Origin of the sequence: Streptomyces sp. 135 (assembly GCF_020026305.1) — a bacterium.
Taxonomy (GTDB): domain Bacteria; phylum Actinomycetota; class Actinomycetes; order Streptomycetales; family Streptomycetaceae; genus Streptomyces.
The window spans coordinates 3,735,986-3,753,689 of record NZ_CP075691.1 but is presented as its reverse complement, the minus strand read 5'-3'; the positions used below and the strand labels follow the sequence as shown (position 1 = coordinate 3,753,689).

Sequence of the window (17,704 nt, the reverse complement as noted above, 5' to 3'; positions counted from 1 at the left end):
AATCCGGTCCGCGCCGCCGCTGCGCGGCGGATGTCTCCCACCCACCCGCCCGAAACCCGGCGGCTGTCACCCTCCCGGTAGGGGCCCGGTAGGGGGCTGGGGTTCCTCCGTGTGGTGCGGGGAGCGGTTGCGCAGGCGGCGGGCGCCGAAGCGGCGCGGCTTCGGCTGCGGGTAGGTGCCGTCGTCGGGCGGAGGCGGCCCCGTGGCGCGGACCCGGCCCGCCATGAGCGCCGCCGCGAGCAGCAGCAGGACGCCGCCGCCGAGTGCGCCGAGGACGCCGAGGCCGAGGCCCGAGCCGTCGCCGGCCACGGAGAGGCTGCCCGCCGCCTGGCCCTGGCGCACCATCCACAGCACCGCGAAGCCGAGGACGACGACGCCCGCGAAGGCCACCGCCGGGCGGGACCGCAGCAGCAGCCCGGCCAGCGTCACCAGCGCCGCGAAGGCGAAGGGCAGGAAGAGCGAGGCGAAGAGTTCCGCGTGGGCGGCCGTGATCCCGCCGCCCGAGAAGAGTTCGCCGAGGCGGAAGTGGCGTCCGAGACGGCCGTCGTACCAGGCTCGGAAGGGGCTCCATACGGCGGCCGTCGCTCCGATGAGAGCGAGGACCGTCCCGAGGACGTTGCGGACCATGCCGGGGCCTCCTCTCACGATGGACGCTACGCCGGGTGCGTCCCCGCCGCCACGTGGCGCCCCTCGCCCACCTGGGGCTACCGGGTGCGGAAGCCGGGCCCCCGCCGTGCCTCGAACAGCTCCGCCTGCCGCTCGGCCGGCAGATTCCCGAGGGCGATCAGATGGGGCGCGTGCGCCAGGGCCTGGGCGCGGGCCGCCTCCTTCGCCGACCAGAGGGCCCTGACCGTGCCCTGCACCGCCTCCGTGGGGTAGGACGCGATGGTCTCGGCGGCCCGGACGGCCGCCGCCAACGCCCCGCCCCGCGCGGTGACTTCGGAGACCAGGCCGGTCTCGTACGCTCTGCGCGCGGAGATCCGTTCGGCCGTGCCCATCAGCGACATCCTGGCGACCTCGCCGAACGGCATGCGCTGCGCCATGTGGATCGTCTCGAACGCGCTGACCATGCCGTACGTGGTGTGCGGGTCGAAGAACGCGGCGTGCTCGTCGGCGACCAGGAACTCGGCCTCGCCGAGGAGGTAGAAGGCGCCCCCGCACGCCATGCCGTTGACGGCGGCGATCACCGGTTTCCAGAGGTCGTTCGCCTTCGGGCCGATCGTGAGGAGCGGGTCGTCGATCGTGTAGGGGGAGCCCGGCTGCGGCACCTGGGCGGCGCGGTCGATGCCCGTGCAGAACGCCTTGTCGCCCGCGCCGGTCAGCACGATCGCCCGCACCGAGTCGTCGTACCGGAACGCCCGCCAGGCCGCGCCCAGCTCGGCCGCCATCGCCACGTCGACGGCGTTGTGGCGCTCCGGGCGGTCGAGGGTGAGGACGGCGACGCCCGTGCCGTCGTCGGTGCTCGTCCGCAGCGCGCGCGCCGGTGTCACGGCCGCTCCAGGATCCAGCGGGGCACCGTCGTCCCGGCCACGTCCGCGAAGACGACCTGCACCTTCGCGCCGATGCGGAGCTTCGCGGGGTCGACGGAGTTCAGCGGGGCGTTGGGGGTGGTGACGAGGTTGCCGACGAGGCGGATGCGGGGGGCGTCGGCGAGCTCGACGAGGATCGTGTTGTACGGGGCGTGGGCGGCGTAGGCGGGGAGGAGGGGCGGGTGCGGGATGACGTAGGACCAGATGCGGCCGTGGCCGCTCATCCTGCGCCAGGTGGTGTCGAAGGACTGGCAGTGGGGGCAGCAGGGTCTGGGCGGGAACCTCGGCTCGGCGCAGGTGGTGCAGGTCTGTATGCGGAGTTCGCCTCGGGCGGCGTAGGCCCAGAAGGGGGCGCCGTCGTCGTCCGGGGTGGGCCGGAGGAGGGATTCGGGTTTCGTCGTCGCGTCTGCCATGTTCCGGTCCTCTCACGGGTGCGGATCGGTTGTGGTTGCTCGCGCAGTGCCCCGCGCCCCTGAAAGGCCCCTCGCGGGGCCTTCAGGAGCAGCGGTTACGGGGCCCGCAGCAAAAGCGCCGACGTGGGGACGCCCTCGCCCGCCGTCACCAGGCACGTCGTCGCGTTCGGGACCTGGGCCGTGCTCGTGCCCCGCAGCTGTTTCACGCCCTCGTTGATGAGGTTGAAGCCGTGGACGTATGCCTCGCTGAGGCCGCCGCCCCCGGTGTTGATGGGGAGCCGGCCGCCGCTCTCCAGGGCGCCGCCCTCGGTGAACGCGCCGCCCTCGCCGCGGCCGCAGAAGCCGTAGCCCTCCAGGGAGAGCGGGATGAGCGGGGTGAAGGCGTCGTAGATCTGGGCCACGTCCACGTCCTCGGGGCCGAAGTCCGCCTGCTTCCACAGGTGCCGGGCGGCCGTCCAGGCGGGCCCGGAGAGCGGGTCGTCGTTCCAGTAGTTGACCATGCCGTGGTGCTGCGCGGGCAGGCCCTGTGCGGCGGAGTGGACGTACACGGGTCTGGTGCGGCAGTCGCGGGCCCGCTCCGCCGACACGACCACGCACGCCAGCGCGCCGTCGGTCTCCAGGCAGTTGTCGAAGAGGCAGAGCGGTTCGCTGATCCAGCGCGACGTCATATACATGTCGCGGGTCAGCGGACGGTCGTACATCATCGCGGCGGGGTTCTGGTTGGCACGGTTGCGGCAGGCCAGGGCGACGTTGAAGAGGTGGTCGCGGGTGGTTCCGTACTCGTGCATGTGGCGGCGCGCGAGCATCGCGATCTCGTCGACGGGGCGGAGCAGGCCGAAGGGGCGGGTCCACTGGGCGGGCGTGGGGAGCTGGACGGCGGTGTTCTTCCAGGGGCGGGGGCCGCTGCCGCGTTTGCGGGAGCGCCAGGCGATGCCCACGCTCGCCTGGCCGGTGGCGATGGCGGAGGCGAGGTGGCCGACGGTCGCGCAGGAACCGCCGCCGCCGTAGCCGACCTTGCTGAAGAAGGTGACGTCGCCGGCGCCGATGGCCTTGGCGACCTCGACCTCGTCGGTCTCCTCCATCGTGTACGAGGCGAAGGCGTCCACCTCGGACGGGGCGATGCCCGCGTCGTCGAGCGCGGCGAGGATCGCCCGGCACGCCAACGTCTTCTCGCTGTCGGCGAGTTGTTTCGCGAAGGGGGTCTGGCCTATCCCGACGATCGCTGTGGCGTCCTGGAACGAGGGCATGGGAAGCGGCACCTCCGGGAGACGGGAAACGGTCAGCGCCCGGCGGCGTCCCGCCTGCTGACAGTGCGTCAGGCTACCGCTAATCTGACGGACAGTCAGCTACTGCGGTGGGAGGGCTTGCGATGCGCGGCGATCTGGGGCGAGCGATGCGCGGTGACCTGCGGTGGGGCAGCATCCCGGGGCTGGTGCGGGCGGCCGCCGAGCGGTACGGCGAGCGGGAAGCGGTCGTGGAGGGCCGCACCCGCGTCTCGTACGGAGAACTGGGCCGGCGCGTGGAGCACGCGGCGGCCGCCTGCCTCGCGAACGGCGTCGAGCCCGGCGACCGCGTCGCCGTCTGGGCCCCCAACACCCTCGACTGGATCGTCTCCGCACTCGGCGCGGTCTCGGCCGGCGCCGTCCTCGTCCCCCTGAACACCCGCTTCAAGGGGTCCGAGGCCGCCTACGTCCTGGCCCGCAGTCGCGCGAAGCTCCTCTTCGTCACCGGCACCTTCCTCGGTACGTCGTACGTCGCCTCCCTGCGCCGCGCGGCGTCCGACGGCACCGGGAGCGGGCCGCTGCCCGGTCTGCCGCACCTGGAGCAGGTGATCGTCCTCTCCGACGACGCGCCGCAGGACTTCCGTACCTGGAAGGAGTTCCTGGCGAGCGGCGACGGGGTGGACGCGGCGGCCGTCCGCGCGCGGGCGGCCTCGGTCGACGGATCGGCGCCCTCGGACATCATCTTCACCTCGGGCACCACCGGCCGCCCCAAGGGTGCCGTGATCACCCACGCGCAGACGCTGCGCTGCTACGACGTGTGGAGCGAGCTGGCGGGGCTGCGGGAGGGCGACCGCTATCTGATCGTGAACCCCTTCTTCCACACCTTCGGCTACAAGGCGGGGATCATCGCCTGCCTGATGCGGGGCGCCACGATGGTCCCGCAGCCCGTCTTCGGCGTGGACACCGTCCTCGCGAACGTCGCCGCCGAACGCGTCTCCGTCCTGCCGGGGCCGCCCACCCTGCACCAGTCGATCCTCGACCACCCCTCCCGCGACCAGCACGACCTCTCCGCGCTGCGGCTCGTGGTGACGGGCGCGGCGGTCGTCCCCCTCCGGCTGGTCGAGCGGCTGCGGCGCGAGCTGCGGGTGGGCACGGTCCTGACCGCGTACGGCCTCTCGGAGGCGAGCGGCATCGTCACGATGTGCCGGCGCGGCGACCCGCCCGAGGTCATCGCGTCGACGTCGGGCCGTGCCATACCGGACACGGAGGTGAGGGTGGTCTCCCCCGCGGGGCGGCCGGTGCCGCCCGACCACCCCGGCGAGGTCCTCGTCCGCGGCCACCACGTCATGCGGGGCTACTTCGAGGACCCGGCGGAGACGGCCCGCGCGCTCACTCCGGACGGCTGGCTGCGCACCGGGGACGTCGGTGTCCTCGACAAGGACGGCAACCTCCGCATCACCGACCGCATCAAGGACATGTTCATCGTCGGTGGCTTCAACGCCTATCCGGCCGAGATAGAGCAGCTCCTCGGCCTCCACCCCGATGTCGCGGACGTCGCGGTGATCGGCGTGCCCGACGCGCGGCTCGGTGAGGTCGGCAAGGCGTACGTGGTGCGGCGGCCCGGTGCGGTGGTGACGGCGGACGACCTCATCGCCTGGTCCCGGCGGGAGATGGCGAACTACAAGGTGCCGCGCGGCGTCGAGTTCGTCGCGGAGCTGCCGAGGAACGCGAGCGGGAAAGTGGTGAAGGGGGAGCTGCGGGGCGGGGTCACCCGCTGACGGCTGCCGTGAGGGCGGCGCGCTCGGCGGCGCTGCACTCCACGCAGAATTCGTTGCCCTCGGGGTCGGCGAGTACGGCCCAGCCGCGGCCGTTCGGCTTGCGCCGGTCGTCGATGAGTTCCGCGCCGAGGGCGAGGAGCCGCTCGACCTCCTCGTCGCGGGTGCGGTCCTGCGGCTGGAGGTCGACGTGCAGGCGGTTCTTGACCGTCTTGGCGTCGGGCACGGTGACGAAGAGCAGCGTGACGCCGCCGCCCTCCACCAGGGCCTCGGGGTCGCCGGGGAAGTCGTCGTCGGCGAGCTTGCCGCCGAGTACCTCCGCCCAGAAGGTGCCCTGGCGGTAGGCGTCATGGGCGTCGAACGTGAGGTGGCGCACGAGAGAGGCCATGGGCGGCACTATTCGCCGTGGCGGCGGCGCCTGTCCACAGGTTATGGAACGGGGCCGAGCGCTGGGCCCGGCCCCGTGGGGTGGCGCGGCGGTCAGTCTCTCGGGGATATCGGCGTGTGGCCGTCCCCCAGGGGCGCCGTCGGCCCGTGGCTGTCCTGTGCGGTGATCGGCGCGCGGTCACCGTAGGGGGAGACCGGGGTGTGGCCGTCGGCGAACGCCGGGGTCGCCGCCAGGCCCCCGGTGGCGACGACAGCGGCGCAAGCGACGAACAACCTCTTGGTGTGACTCATTCCGACTCTCATTCCAACTCCTCTGACCTCGAACGGACTTCGGACGTCGTGGACCCTACTGACCAGGGTGTCCGAACGTTCGGTTCCGTCCATCCGCCGGGCGTGGCATCCCGCCCCGTTGCCCGGACATGCGTCGGCCGCGACGGCTCCCCCTCCGCGCCGCCGCGGCCGATCGATCCCCCGTCGGGATATGAAGTGGTTCAGTCCTCGGGCGGTTCAGTCCTTGGGCGGGGCGGGCGTGTGGCCCTCACCCATGGTGGTGATGGTGCCGTCCTTCGGCGGGGCGGGCGTGTGGCCCTCGCCCTGCGTCGTGACGGTGCCGTCCTTGGGCGGAGCCGGCGTGTGGCCCTCACCCATGGTGGTGATGCCGACGTTCTTGTCGATCTCGCTCATGTGTGACAACTCCTTGGGTCAGAACGGGGTTCCGGTAGTGGTTACGCCCGCTCGGCGACTCCCCCGAGGACCGCCGAACGGGCGTACCGGGCCGCTCACCTTATCCACAGGGCCCTGGCGACCCGTCTGCCCCCCGACGCGACGGATCGACTCCATGAGAGTGCCAGCCGCTCATAAACGTTCGATGAACGTCACCCGGGTGCCGTCAGGTGACGGTGGTGGGATGGAGGAGGTTCCTGACCCGAGCGGCTTCCGGCGCGCCCGCTTCCTCGAGGATGGCCAGGGCCTCGCGCCAGCAGGCCTTCGCGCGGTCCAGCTGCGCCAGTTCCGCCAGTGACCTTCCCAGTAGCGTCAGGACGTTGGCCCGCATCCACTCGCCGCCGACGCAGCCGATGGCGAGCGCCTGCTCGGCGTGCTGGGCGGCGCGGGCCGCGCGGCCGTACGCGAGCTCCACCTGGGCGATGCGGTAGTGCGTCGTGCCCTCCCACAGGCGCTGACGGTTCTCCACGAAGATCTGTACGGCGTCGGTCAGCTGGCCCAGGGCGTCCGCGTGCCGGTTCGCGTCGCTGAGCGCGAGACCGAGGGTGTACTTCGCGTTGGCCAGGCGGAAGGTGACCCCGAGGTCGGTGTAGATGGTGATCGCCTGCCGGGCGAGGTCGATCGATTTGTGGATGCGGCCCATCGCGAGCAGCGCCCGGGACAGGTTGCACAGGGCGCTCGCCTCGCTGTGGCGGTTGCCGTCGGCACGGAAGGCGTCGATCGCCTTCAGCAGGTGCGTCTCACTGACCTCCGGCCGGTTGATGCAGTTGTTGACGATGCCCTGTTCGTTCAGGGCGTTGCCGGTGGTCCACGGGTCCCCGGATCCCGTGGCGAGCGCGGCGGCCAGTTCCAGCTCGGTGGCGGCGGCGTCGAAGCGGCCGACCTTGTTGAGCACCTGGGCGAGGCTCACCCGCGCCCGTCCCTCGGCGAGCGCGTCACCGGCCGTGGCGGCCGCCGCGCAGGCGGCGCGCGTCGCCGTCTCGTACCGGTGCGATATGGCCCCCGACTCCGCCAGGTCCTTCGCGGCGAGGAGCAGGTCGACCGCCCGCCGCAGCCCCGTACGGCCCAGCGACTGCTGGACGCACGCCAGAATGCAGGAGGCCTCCGCGTGCAGCCAGTCGAAGGCCGTGGTGCCGTCCGTGAAGTCGAGGCCGACCCGTTCGGTGACCTCCAGGTGGTCCACCGTGCGGTCCCCGGGGCGCTCTATCGCGTAGACCCGCGCCGCCGATGCCAGATAGAAGTCCAGGAGCCGCGACATCGCCGCTTCGCGTTCGCTCGGGGGCTGTTCGTCGCGTTCGGCGCATGCACGCGCGTAGAGGCGTACGAGGTCGTGGTAGCGGTAGCGGCCCGGCGCCGCGGACTCCACCAGGGACGTGTCCACCAGGGACTCCAGGAGGTCTTCCGTCTCCTCCGGGGAGAGGTCGAGGACCGCCGCGGCCGCCGCCAGGGACAGGTCGGGGCCGTCCGCGAGGCCGAGGAGGCGGAAGGCCCTCGCCTGGGCGGGCTCCAGCTGGCCGTAGCCGAGTTCGAAGGTGGCCTTGACCGCGAGGTCGCCCGCCTGGAGCTCGTCGAGGCGGCGCCGCTCGTCCGCCAGCTTCGCGGCCAGCGTCGAGACCGTCCACGTGCGGCGCGCCGCCAGGCGGGACGCGGCGATGCGGATGGCGAGCGGCAGGAAGCCGCACGCCGCCACCACGTCGAGGGCCGCCTCCCGCTCCGAGGTGACGCGCTCCTCGCCGACGATGCGGGTGAACAGGAGCAGGGCCTCCTCCGGGGACATCACGTCCAGGTCGACCAGGTGGGCGCCCGCCAGGTCGACCATGCGGACGCGGCTCGTGACCAGGGCCGCGCAGCCCTCCATGCCGGGGAGCAGCGGCCTGACCTGGGCGGCGTCGCGCGCGTTGTCCAGGAGGACCAGCACCCTGCGGCCGTCCAGGGCCGAGCGGTACAGCGCCGCCCGCTCCTCCAGGGAGTCCGGGATCGCCGAGTCGGCCGTGCCGAGGGCCCGCAGGAAGGCGCCGAGCACCGTCTCCGGCTCCGCCGCCCGCGCGCCCGCCCCCTGGAGGTCCACGTACAGCTGGCCGTCCGGGAAGTGGGTGCGCGCGACGTGCGCGACGTGCACGGCCAGCGTCGTCTTGCCGACGCCCCCGATGCCCGCGAGCGCCGAGACCGCCATCACGCGGCCCTCGGCGGCGGAGAGGATGTCGCTCAGCTCGTCCACGAAGGACGCGCGGCCCGTGAAGTCGGGGACGGTCGCCGGGAGCTGGGCGGGCCGGACCAGTTTCCCGGTGGGCTCGGGCGAGGGCGCCGAGGGCTCGGCGAGCGCGGGGTCGGCCTGGAGGATGCGCTGCTGGAGTTCCTTGAGGCCGGGGCGCGGGTCGACGCCGAGCTCGTCGGCCAGCAGGCGGCGCGTGTCGGCGTAGACGGCGAGGGCCTCGGCCTGGCGGCCGCTGCGGTAGAGCGCGAGCATCAGCAGTTCGCGCAGTCGCTCGCGCAAAGGGTGGGCCGCCGTCAGGGCGGTCAGTTCCGAGACGGCCTCCGCGTGGCAGCCGACCTCCAGGTCCATGTCGAGGCGGGACTCGACCAGCTGGAGCCGCCATTCGTCGAGGCGGGCGCGCTGCGTCTCGGCGTACGGGCCGGGCACGCCGGCCAGGGGCTCGCCGTCCCACAGGTCGAGGGCCTTGTTCACCAGCGTGCGGGCCTGGCACAGGTCGCCCACGCCGCGCGCCTTCTCGGCCGCCGCCCAGAGGTCCTCGGCCTGGGCGAGGTCGAGGGCGCCGTCCGCGACCTGGATCGAGTAACCGCCGGATTCGCTGACGAGAACACCGGAGGGCAGTACCTTCCGCAGCCGGGACGCGTACGTGCGTACCGCGGCCAGTGCCTGCGAGGGCGGTTCCTCGCCCCAGAGGGCGTCGATCAGCTCCGAGGCCGTGGCCGTGCGGCCGTCCCTCAGCAGGAGGGCCGCCAGCAGGGCCCGCTGCTGGGGCGAACCGGTCTGGAGCTGATCCGTGCCGTGCCACGCGCGCACCGGGCCGAGCACGCCGAAGCGTGACGCCTGGACCTCGGGGGGGTGCCCCTCGGTCCGTCCCTCGGGGGTGTTCCCCGAGGCCGGACGCCACTGCTCCGGTACTCGCGGTACATCGACCATCGCTCCCCCTGCCGCCCTGCCGTTCCCAAGTCCTGCCGGTCGCGGGCCTGCCCTGCCCGCGTCGTGCCGTATTCGGTCGTGCCTCGGCCGGGCCGCGGCCCCGCTTCGGGCGGTCCGTGGCCGTACCTCGGTTCGTGCACCCGCCAGTTTGCCTTGTCCGCGGCGGATGCGTCAGCCATGGGAGACGGCTCTCACAGGGTCCTCGCACGCCGTTCCGCACGACGCCGTGCTCCCGTGCGCCTCGGCGAGCGCCGTACGACTTGCTGACGCCCCGTCAGATCGGCGCTACCGTGGCCGCATGGAGACCATGGCGAGCCCGGAGACCTTCCCGAAGATCATCTCGGTGGACGACCACACCGTCGAACCCCCGCACGTCTGGCGGGACCGGCTCCCGTCCAGGTACCGGGAGAGCGGACCCCGCGTCGTGCGCGCCCCGCTGAGGCAAATGACCTTCCTGGGCGGGAAGTTCGCTCCGGTGATGGGGCGGCAGGGGGACGACGGGCCCATCGGCGACTGGTGGGTGTACGAGGACCTGCACCGGCCCCTCACCCGCCTCGACACGGCGGTCGGCTACGACCGGGACGAGATCAAGCTCGAAGTCATCACCTACGAGCAGATGCGGCCCGGCTCCTACAGCGTGCCCGACCGCCTCGCCGACATGGACGTCAACCACGTCCAGTCGGCCCTGTGCTTCCCCACCTTCCCGCGCTTCTGCGGCCAGACGTTCACCGAGGCCAAGGACCGTGAACTCGGGCTGCTCGGGGTACGCGCGTACAACGACTGGATGGTCGAGGAATGGTGCGGCCCCGAGGCCCACGGCCGCCTCATACCGCTCACCCTCATCCCCCTGTGGGACGCCGAACTGGCCGCCGCCGAAGTGCGGCGCAACGCCGCGCGCGGGGTGCGGGCGGTGGCCTTCTCCGAGATTCCGCCGCACCTCGGGCTGCCGTCCATCCACACCGACGAGTGGGACCCCTTCCTCGCGGCGTGCGACGAGACGGGGACGGTCGTGGCGATGCACATCGGCTCCTCCAGCCGGATGCCGTCGACCTCGGCGGACGCGCCGCCGGCCGTGGGTTCGACGATCACCTTCGCCAACTGCTGCTTCTCGATGGTGGACTGGCTGATGAGCGGCAAGTTCGAACGCTTCCCGAACCTCAGGATCATGTACGCGGAGGGGCAGATCGGCTGGATCCCGTACATCCTGGAGCGGGCCGACGTGGTGTGGGAGGAGAACCGGGGCTGGGGCGGCGTCGCCGACAAGGTGCACCGGCCGCCGTCGGAACTCTTCGCGGAACACGTCTTCGGGTGCTTCTTCGACGACGCGTTCGGGCTGCGGAACCTCGACTCCATCGGCGTCGGGAACGTGCTCTACGAGACGGACTACCCGCACTCGGACTCGACGTGGCCGAAGTCGAGGGAGGTGGGGGAGGCGCAGATGGGGCACTTGGCGCCGGACGTCGTGGAGCGGATCGTACGGGGCAACGCGATCCGCCTGCTGGGACTGACGGATTCGGGGCTCTGGTCCGGGGCGTGAGGCGGGGGCTCCGGGCCTACCATCGGGGTACAGCAGCCGGAGCGAACGCACTGGGGTGACCGTGAGCAACTGGGCGGATCTGACGAACGGCAAGCGCATCAAGTGTCTGCGGGGCTCCGATCTGACCCAGCAGGGGCTGGCGGAGGCGGCGGGGCTGTCGCTGGCCCTGGTGCAGAAGGCGGAGCAGGACCGGGGGGAGTTGTCCATCGGCTCGCTGCTGAAGCTGGCGCATGCGTTGAATACGGACGTGTCGGTGATCCTGGGGCAGCAGGCGCCGCGGCGGGGGATGGCCCAAGGGGACCGCGCCGCGCTGCGTCAACTGTCCGACGCCGTACACGGGAGTGCCCTCGGCGAGTGGGACGGCATCGACGAGCCGAGCAGCACCGATGAGCTGAGCGAGGCCCGCGACCGGGCGTGGGACGCGTACTGGGCGAGCGATACGGCGGCGCTCAGCGCCTACGCCTCGAAGGTGCTCATGGAAGGGCAGGCCAGGTACGCCGGTTCCACCGGCGCTGAGCGTGAGCGGCTGGGAGCCGTCCTGGCGAGCACGTACCGCGTGGCCGCGTCCTGCTCGAACGGGTTCGGGCGACGTGACCTCGCGCTGAGCGCGCTCACGTCGGCGAAGTGGCTCGCGAACGACGTCGGCGACCCCGTGCTGACGGCCCTCTTGGAGTCCACGCTGTCGTGGGTCCACCTGCGTGGCGCCAAGTTGCCCCGTGCCGTGGCAGGGGCCGAGCGGGCGGCGCTGGCGATCGAGCCGTCGTTCAGCAGCGGGTCGCGCCCCCAACTGCTCGCGTACGGGCGGCTGATGATCTCCGCGGCCGTGGCGGCGTCGAGACGCGAGGACGAGAGCGCGGCCGACGACTACCTCTCCCAGGCGCACGCCGCGGCGGCGAGGCTCGGCCGTGACGAGAAGCTGTACGGCACCAGCTTCGGCCCAACGGCGGTGAAGGCAGAGGCCGTTGGCATCCACGTTGCACTGAAGAACTACGGGCGCGCCCTCAAGCTCGCAGGGCACCCCGACATGAAGAAGCTCCCCCAGACCATGTCGAAGGTGGCCCGCAACCGCTACAAACTCGACGTCGCTCTCGCGCAGTGCGCGGCAGGGCTGCACGACAAGGCGGCGGACACGCTGATCGAGGTGGGCCTCGACGCCCCGGAGTGGGTCAGGCACCAGGCGCTGCCCGGCGTCATCGGCAAGCGCCTCGCCAAGGTATCCACGGCACGGGTGCGGCACATCAGCGAACTGATCGGTGTGCCGCTGATCGCGTAGGTCCGACGGAGCGTACGAGCGGGGGCCGGGTGACCTCGGCCGCTCCTATGACCCATCCCTTCACCGTGGGTGATCAGCTGGGCACTATGAGTGCATGGCCAGCATGGACGAGGAACAGCAGCAGAGCGGCACCCGCACCGGTCGAACCGACGGTGACCTGAGACGCCGACGCGCACTGGCGGACGCGGCGGCCGGCATCGCACCGGAGGGGTCCGGCCGGATCAAGCGATTCCGCTGCGTGATCTACCTGTGCGGGGCCCCGCAGGCGAACATCGTGGGGCCCCGCATCGACTGCGTGGAGTACGCCGAGGCGTTCGGCTGGGAGATCACCGAGGTGATCGAGGAGCGCGCGGGGCTGCTGCCGCCGCAGGGGCGGGACGGGCTGGGGCGTGCCCTGTGGCGCGTGCGCCGCGGGGAGGCGGGGGCGGTGCTCACGGCGTGCCGCTCGATGATCTCCGCCGTGCCGCAGGAGTACGACGAACTGGCGAGCGAGATCGAGAAGGCCGGGGGCTTCCTGCACGTCGCGGGCGCGCCGCGCGCCGAGCGGTAGCCGTGATCTTCACCCCGGCCGCGGCACGCCAGTGGCGCGACGCGTGGCCGCTCGTCGCGCGGACCGACGACGGGAACCGGTGGGTGACCGGTTCCTGCTGGCTGTACTGCCGGCGCCGGGACGTGCGTGTGCTGTGGATCGGTTCGGTGACCACGCCCGGCGCGACAGGCGACGTATACGGTTGCGGCCCTTGCGTCGCCGAACTCGCGCACATGACACGCGCTCAGGCACACGAGCGGGACCGGATCCCGGACCACCCCGAGGGAACCACTTCGGCGCGATGGGCGAAGGAGAGGTGAAAGCCCAAGTATTCGAGCATCGTCCCTTGGACGAAAGGAGCCCCGATGGCCGTCGGACCAGGCGTCGGCATCGGCACCACACGTGCCGATCCGGAGAGCGACGCCTCAGTGATCGCGCGGTCCCGGGATGAGCCCGAGGCGTTCGCCGCGCTCTTCGACCGGCACGCCGACGCGGTGCACCGCTACGCGGCCCGCCGCCTCGGCGGCGAGGTCGCCGACGACCTCATGGCGGAGACCTTCACCACCGCGTTCCAGCAGCGGCACCGCTACGACCCGGCCCGTGGCGCGGGCGCCGACGCCCGGCCCTGGCTGTTCGGCATAGCGACCAACCTGGTCGGCCGGCACCGGCGGGCCGAGGCGCGCCGGTTCAAGGCCATGGCCCGGGTCCCGGCCCCCGCCGATCACGACGAGCCGCTGGCCGACCGGGCCGCGGACCGGGTGGTGGCGCGGGCCGTACGCCGCGGGACGTGCTGCTGCTGGTGGCCTGGGGTGGTCTCGGCTACGAGGAGACGGCCCAGGCCCTCGGTATCCCCGTGGGCACGGTCAGATCACGGCTGCACCGGGCTCGCGGCAAGCTGCGCGAAACATTGGGCGGATCCGATCCGACGGCACTGCGAGAGGTATCCGACCATGAATGACGAACTCGAACTCCTGAGGGAGTGGGACGCGGACGCGGCCCCGCTCACCGGTCCGGCCCGGGACCGGGCCCGGCACCGGCTGCTCAACACGATGGTCCACGCGGACCGTCACACCGGCACCGGTACTGGCCCCGGTCGCCGCCGCGCGCTGCGCCTCGTGGCGGCCGCGGTGGTCGCCACGGCGGTCACGGGGACGGCGGTGCTCATCGGCACGGACGGCTCCGGGGAGGGCGGCGGTGCTCCGGGCACGAGCACCCCGCGGGTGGAGAACGCCGCCGCGACGGTGCTGAACGGGGCGGCGGCGTGGGAGCGCCAGCGGGAGAAGGAGCCGGTGGCGCCGCGCGACGACCAGTTCATCTACTCGAAGCGGATCATCAAGGAGACGGAGCGGAAGACCGGCGAGGTCAAGACCTACACCGACGAGATGTGGGACTCGGTGGACGTCTCCAAGCGCTCCTTGTCCATGGAACTGGGCCGCGAGATGTGGGAGGAGCCCGCGGGGAAGGGCGGCGGGGTGTGGCCACCCCGGAAGTGGAGTGAGCTGAAGAAGCTGCCCCAAGATCCGGAGAAGCTCATCTGGGCCATCATCTCCCTCGGCTCCCGCGGCGGGTCCGACGACCGGTCGGTCAGCGATCTCGACAAGCACCAGCGGTTCGAGGCCTACTGGCTGCTCGGTGAGCTCCTGAAGAACCCGGTGCTGCCCCAGGGACTGCGCCCCGCGGCGTACGAGGCGCTGGCCCTCGTGCCCGGCGTCAGGACGATCCCGGGAGTGAAGGACTCCGCCGGGCGGGCCGGGGTGGGGGTCGCCCACGCCGAGCGCGGGTCCCGCGAAGGCGCGTACCTGATCTTCGACCCTGCCTCGTATGAGTTCCTGGGCTTCCGCGACGAGCGGATCTCGGCTTCCGGGAAGAAGAAGTACATCCAGTTGTCGCACGTGGTGGACTGGGGGATCGTCGACCGGGTGAGGCAGCGCCCGTAGGCCGCTGTCCCGCAGGGCCGCCGGCACCGGCAGACGGTCGTCGGCGGCTCACCGGCGAACAGGCGGCGGGCGCTCTCCCGCGACGAAGCCACATGGCCAGGCCCTTGCCTGACGGACCGTCAGCCCGCACCATGGCCACCGACGCGTAAGTGACGTGCCGTCAGGTCTCGTCCGGCCGAGAGGCAGGAGTCGCCAGCCATGTCCCCGCCAGCGCAGTGGAATTCGTCCCTCGCGTACGGGATGCAGCTCCCCGTACAGTCCCAGAGCTCCCTCTACGCCGAACCCTGGGAAGCCGACGCGACCCCCGGCGACCTCGTCGAGATCGCCCGCACCGCCGACCGCGCGGGCTTCGCCTACCTCGCGAGCTGCGACCACGTCGCGATCCCCCGCCGCCTCGCCGAAGCCATGGGCACCACCTGGTACGACCCCGTGGCGACCCTCTCCTACCTCGCCGCCGCCACCGAGGGCGTCCGGCTGATGAGCCACGTCGCCATCGTGGGCCTGCGCCACCCCCTCCTCACCGCCAAGCAGTACGCGACCCTGGACCACCTCAGCGGCGGCCGCCTGATCCTCGGGGTCGGCGCCGGGCACGTACCGGAGGAGTTCGAGGCGCTCGGCGTCGACTTCGCGCGGCGCGGGCCGGTCCTCGACGAGACGATCGACGCGCTGAGGGCCGCGCTCGGCCCGGACGAATACCCCGAACACCACGGCACCCGCTACCACTTCGGCGGACTCGGCCAGCGCCCCCGCCCCGCCCAGCGGCACATACCCCTCTGGGTCGGCGGCTCCTCACCCGCCGCCATCCGCCGCGCGGCGACCCGCGCCGACGGCTGGCTGCCCCAGGGCGACCCGCGCGACAAGCTGCCCGCGCAGATCGCGAAGCTCAGGCGGCTGCGGGCACAGGCGGGGATCGAGGAGCCGATCGTCATCGGCGCGATCACCGAGGCCCTGTACGTCGGCGAGCCGGGCTGGCCCGTGGGGCGCCGGACGCTGCACGGCAAGCCGGAGGCCCTCGCCGAGTCCCTGCGCGCGTACACCGCGATGGGCGTCGACCAGATCCAGGTCCGCTTCCGCAGCCGCGGGCGGGACGAACTCACCGACCAGATGCGGGCGTTCGCCGCCGACGTGGCCCCTCACCTCACCGACTGAAGGAAGTGACCCCATGGGCAAGCTGGACGGCCGCGTCGTCATCGTCACCGGCGCGGCGCGCGGACAGGGCGAGCAGGAGGCCCGCCTCTTCGCCGCCGAGGGCGCCGAGGTCGTCGTCGCCGACGTGCTCGACGACCAGGGCGAGGCGCTGGTCAAGGAGATCGTCGAGGAGCGGGGCGAGCGGGCGGCCACGTACGTCCACCTGGACGTGAGCAAGGAAGCCGACTGGCAGGCGGCGATGGCCACCGCCAAGGACGCCTACGGCAAGGTCGACGGGTTGGTGAACAACGCCGGAATCCTCCGCTTCAACGAACTCCTCGCCACGCCCCTGGAGGAGTTCCAGCAGGTCATCCAGGTCAACCAGGTCGGCTGCTTCCTCGGCATCCGCACCGTCGCCCCCGAGATCGCGGAGGCCGGCGGCGGCACCATCGTGAACACCGCCTCCTATACGGCGCTCACGGGCATGGCCTTCGTCGGCGCGTACGCCGCGACCAAGCACGCCATCCTCGGCCTCACACGCGTCGCCGCCATCGAGCTGGCGGCGAAGGGCATCCGCGTCAACGCCATCTGCCCCGGAGCCGTGGACACCCCCATGACCAACCCGGCGCGGCTGGACCCGGCCGCCGACCCGGAGGCGGCGCGCGGGGCGGTGGCGAAGCTGTACGAGAAGCTGGTGCCGATGGGACGGATCGGCACGCCCCAGGAGATCGCGGCCCTCGCGCTCTTCCTCACCGGCGCGGACTCCTCGTACATCACCGGCCAGCCCTTCGTCATCGACGGCGGCTGGCTGGCCGGGGTCAGCGTCATCTGACGTTACGTCAGCTATTGACGCCCCGCCCACCCGGTGGAACAGTCGACGCATCCTGAACTGACGGCCCGTCAGAAAACGTGTGGTGCGAGCCCGGCCCGTCAGAACCTCACGAGGACGGTGAACCTCCTTGGAATTCGGTCTCTTTGTACAGGGATACGTGCCCGCCGCGCGGGCCCAGGTCGACCCCGAAGCGGAGCACAAGGCGCTCATCGAGGAGACCGAGTACGTCATCCAGGCGGACAGGTCCGGGTTCAAGTACGCCTGGGCCTCCGAACACCACTTCCTGGAGGAGTACTCCCACCTCTCCGCCAACGACGTCTACCTCGGATACCTGGCCCACGCCACCGACCGCATCCACCTCGGCTCGGGCATCTTCAACCCGCTCGCGCCCGTCAACCACCCGGTGAAGGTGGCGGAGAAGGTCGCCATGCTCGACCACCTCTCCGAGGGCCGCTTCGAGTTCGGCACGGGCCGCGGCGCCGGATCGCACGAGATCCTCGGGTTCATGCCGGGCATCACCGACATGAACCACACCAAGGAGATCTGGGAAGAGACCATCGCCGAGTTCCCGAAGATGTGGCTCCAGGACGAGTACGCCGGTTTCCAGGGCAAGCACTGGTCCCTGCCGCCGCGCAAGATCCTTCCCAAGCCGTACGGGAAGTCGCACCCCGCCATGTGGTACGCCGCCGGGTCCCCCTCCTCGTACGCGATGGCGGGGAAGAAGGGCCTCGGGGTGCTCGGATTCAGCGTGCAGAAGGTGTCCGACATGGAGTGGGTCGTCGACTCCTACAAGTCGGCCGTGAAGGAGGCCGCGGCGATCGGCGACTTCGTCAACGACAACGTCATGGTGACCTCCACGGCCATCTGCGCCGAGACACACGCCAAGGCCGTCGAGATCGCCGTCGGCGGCGGCCTCAACTACCTCCAGTCGCTGCTCTTCCGCTACCACGACACGTTCCCGCGCCCCGAGGGCATCCCCGAGTGGCCCGAGCTGCTCCCCGCGTACAGCGAGGAGATCATCGAGCTGCTCATCGCCGAGGAGCTGATGATCTGCGGCGACCCGGACGAGGTCTTCCGGCAGTGCAAGCGGTGGGAGCAGGCCGGTGCCGACCAGCTCAGCTTCGGGCTGCCGATCGGTATCTCGCCCGAGGACACGATGAACACCATCAGGCTGATCGGCGAGCACGTGATCCCGAAGATCGACACGGATCCGGTCCACCGCACCACGCGCTTCCGGCAGGCCGCCGGCGCGTGAGCCCTGAAGCCACCCCGG

At 71.9% G+C, this 17,704-nt stretch carries 16 protein-coding genes and 1 pseudogene; 9 read left to right on the top strand and 8 right to left on the bottom strand.

Going from position 1 to position 17,704, the window contains the following annotated elements; all coding sequences use genetic code 11:
* Positions 1 to 66: 66 nt before the first annotated feature.
* From KKZ08_RS16785 to KKZ08_RS16770, 4 genes are all read right to left on the bottom strand, one after another.
* The gene (locus KKZ08_RS16785; protein ID WP_223775229.1) at positions 67 to 627 is read right to left on the bottom strand and encodes a hypothetical protein; all 561 of its coding nucleotides are present in this window, start codon (positions 625 to 627) and stop codon (positions 67 to 69) included.
* 77 nt (positions 628 to 704) lie between these two features.
* Entirely contained in the window at positions 705 to 1,490 is a 786-nt protein-coding gene (locus tag KKZ08_RS16780) for an enoyl-CoA hydratase/isomerase family protein (protein ID WP_223775228.1), read from the bottom strand.
* Positions 1,487 to 1,942 (bottom strand): OB-fold domain-containing protein, encoded by a 456-nt coding sequence (locus KKZ08_RS16775; RefSeq protein WP_223775227.1) that lies wholly within the window; start codon positions 1,940 to 1,942, stop codon positions 1,487 to 1,489. The genes KKZ08_RS16780 and KKZ08_RS16775 overlap by 4 nt, the downstream gene beginning before the upstream one ends.
* 95 nt (positions 1,943 to 2,037) lie before the next feature.
* Positions 2,038 to 3,189, bottom strand: coding sequence for a lipid-transfer protein (locus tag KKZ08_RS16770; protein ID WP_223775226.1), 1,152 nt, complete (start codon positions 3,187 to 3,189; stop codon positions 2,038 to 2,040).
* Positions 3,190 to 3,311: 122 nt separating this feature from the next.
* Here KKZ08_RS16770 and KKZ08_RS16765 point away from each other — a divergent pair, with 122 nt between their 5' ends.
* Positions 3,312 to 4,943, top strand: coding sequence for a FadD3 family acyl-CoA ligase (locus KKZ08_RS16765; RefSeq protein ID WP_276573895.1), 1,632 nt, complete (start codon positions 3,312 to 3,314; stop codon positions 4,941 to 4,943).
* On the opposite strand, the gene KKZ08_RS16760 is transcribed toward KKZ08_RS16765, so the two are convergent.
* The 4 genes from KKZ08_RS16760 to KKZ08_RS16745 all read right to left on the bottom strand — a co-directional run bounded on the left by KKZ08_RS16760 (position 4,933) and on the right by KKZ08_RS16745 (position 9,195).
* Positions 4,933 to 5,328, bottom strand: a complete 396-nt coding sequence (locus tag KKZ08_RS16760; protein WP_223775225.1) for a VOC family protein — start codon at positions 5,326 to 5,328, stop codon at positions 4,933 to 4,935. The two genes, KKZ08_RS16765 and KKZ08_RS16760, sit on opposite strands and share 11 nt — an antisense overlap.
* Before the next feature lie 92 nt (positions 5,329 to 5,420).
* Positions 5,421 to 5,618: a hypothetical protein gene (locus KKZ08_RS16755; protein ID WP_223775224.1), complete on the bottom strand. Its 198-nt coding sequence runs from the start codon at positions 5,616 to 5,618 to the stop codon at positions 5,421 to 5,423.
* Between the two features lie 216 nt (positions 5,619 to 5,834).
* Positions 5,835 to 6,011, bottom strand: a complete 177-nt coding sequence (locus KKZ08_RS16750; protein ID WP_223775223.1) for a sigma-like protein — start codon at positions 6,009 to 6,011, stop codon at positions 5,835 to 5,837.
* A gap of 205 nt (positions 6,012 to 6,216) precedes the next feature.
* Complete coding sequence (locus tag KKZ08_RS16745; RefSeq protein ID WP_223775222.1) at positions 6,217 to 9,195, bottom strand: BTAD domain-containing putative transcriptional regulator; 2,979 nt, start codon at positions 9,193 to 9,195, stop codon at positions 6,217 to 6,219.
* Between the two features lie 307 nt (positions 9,196 to 9,502).
* On the opposite strand from KKZ08_RS16745, the gene KKZ08_RS16740 reads away from it, so the two are divergent.
* The 8 genes and pseudogenes from KKZ08_RS16740 (at position 9,503) to KKZ08_RS16705 (ending at position 17,686) form a co-directional block, all read left to right on the top strand.
* Positions 9,503 to 10,732 carry an amidohydrolase family protein gene (locus KKZ08_RS16740; protein ID WP_223779084.1) on the top strand — a complete coding sequence of 410 codons (1,230 nt, stop codon included), beginning with the start codon at positions 9,503 to 9,505 and terminating at the stop codon, positions 10,730 to 10,732.
* 61 nt (positions 10,733 to 10,793) lie between these two features.
* A complete protein-coding gene (locus KKZ08_RS16735; RefSeq protein ID WP_223775221.1) occupies positions 10,794 to 12,005 on the top strand; it encodes a helix-turn-helix transcriptional regulator in 1,212 nt (403 codons plus the stop codon).
* A gap of 94 nt (positions 12,006 to 12,099) precedes the next feature.
* Entirely contained in the window at positions 12,100 to 12,555 is a 456-nt protein-coding gene (locus tag KKZ08_RS16730) for a hypothetical protein (RefSeq protein ID WP_223775220.1), read from the top strand.
* A 344-nt stretch (positions 12,556 to 12,899) separates the two neighbouring features.
* Positions 12,900 to 13,492, top strand: a pseudogene (locus tag KKZ08_RS16725) (RNA polymerase sigma factor).
* Positions 13,485 to 14,471, top strand: coding sequence for a CU044_5270 family protein (locus KKZ08_RS16720; RefSeq protein WP_223775219.1), 987 nt, complete (start codon positions 13,485 to 13,487; stop codon positions 14,469 to 14,471). The pseudogene KKZ08_RS16725 and the gene KKZ08_RS16720 overlap by 8 nt, the downstream one beginning before the upstream one ends.
* Before the next feature lie 198 nt (positions 14,472 to 14,669).
* Positions 14,670 to 15,620 carry a TIGR03619 family F420-dependent LLM class oxidoreductase gene (locus tag KKZ08_RS16715; protein WP_223775218.1) on the top strand — a complete coding sequence of 317 codons (951 nt, stop codon included), beginning with the start codon at positions 14,670 to 14,672 and terminating at the stop codon, positions 15,618 to 15,620.
* Positions 15,621 to 15,633: 13 nt separating this feature from the next.
* The gene (locus KKZ08_RS16710; RefSeq protein WP_223775217.1) at positions 15,634 to 16,431 is read left to right on the top strand and encodes a glucose 1-dehydrogenase; all 798 of its coding nucleotides are present in this window, start codon (positions 15,634 to 15,636) and stop codon (positions 16,429 to 16,431) included.
* A 127-nt stretch (positions 16,432 to 16,558) separates the two neighbouring features.
* A complete protein-coding gene (locus KKZ08_RS16705) occupies positions 16,559 to 17,686 on the top strand; it encodes an LLM class flavin-dependent oxidoreductase (RefSeq protein ID WP_223775216.1) in 1,128 nt (375 codons plus the stop codon).
* Positions 17,687 to 17,704: the final 18 nt, after the last annotated feature.

Coding starts and splice junctions, on each gene's coding strand:
- KKZ08_RS16785 (WP_223775229.1), bottom strand. CDS start 627: ATGGTCCGCAACGTCCTCGGGACGGTCCTCGCTCTCATCGGAGCGACG.
- KKZ08_RS16775 (WP_223775227.1), bottom strand. CDS start 1,942: ATGGCAGACGCGACGACGAAACCCGAATCCCTCCTCCGGCCCACCCCG.
- KKZ08_RS16770 (WP_223775226.1), bottom strand. CDS start 3,189: ATGCCCTCGTTCCAGGACGCCACAGCGATCGTCGGGATAGGCCAGACC.
- KKZ08_RS16765 (WP_276573895.1), top strand. CDS start 3,312: ATGCGCGGCGATCTGGGGCGAGCGATGCGCGGTGACCTGCGGTGGGGC.
- KKZ08_RS16760 (WP_223775225.1), bottom strand. CDS start 5,328: ATGGCCTCTCTCGTGCGCCACCTCACGTTCGACGCCCATGACGCCTAC.
- KKZ08_RS16755 (WP_223775224.1), bottom strand. CDS start 5,618: ATGAGTCACACCAAGAGGTTGTTCGTCGCTTGCGCCGCTGTCGTCGCC.
- KKZ08_RS16750 (WP_223775223.1), bottom strand. CDS start 6,011: ATGAGCGAGATCGACAAGAACGTCGGCATCACCACCATGGGTGAGGGC.
- KKZ08_RS16745 (WP_223775222.1), bottom strand. CDS start 9,195: ATGGTCGATGTACCGCGAGTACCGGAGCAGTGGCGTCCGGCCTCGGGG.
- KKZ08_RS16740 (WP_223779084.1), top strand. CDS start 9,503: ATGGCGAGCCCGGAGACCTTCCCGAAGATCATCTCGGTGGACGACCAC.
- KKZ08_RS16730 (WP_223775220.1), top strand. CDS start 12,100: ATGGCCAGCATGGACGAGGAACAGCAGCAGAGCGGCACCCGCACCGGT.
- KKZ08_RS16720 (WP_223775219.1), top strand. CDS start 13,485: ATGAATGACGAACTCGAACTCCTGAGGGAGTGGGACGCGGACGCGGCC.
- KKZ08_RS16715 (WP_223775218.1), top strand. CDS start 14,670: ATGTCCCCGCCAGCGCAGTGGAATTCGTCCCTCGCGTACGGGATGCAG.
- KKZ08_RS16710 (WP_223775217.1), top strand. CDS start 15,634: ATGGGCAAGCTGGACGGCCGCGTCGTCATCGTCACCGGCGCGGCGCGC.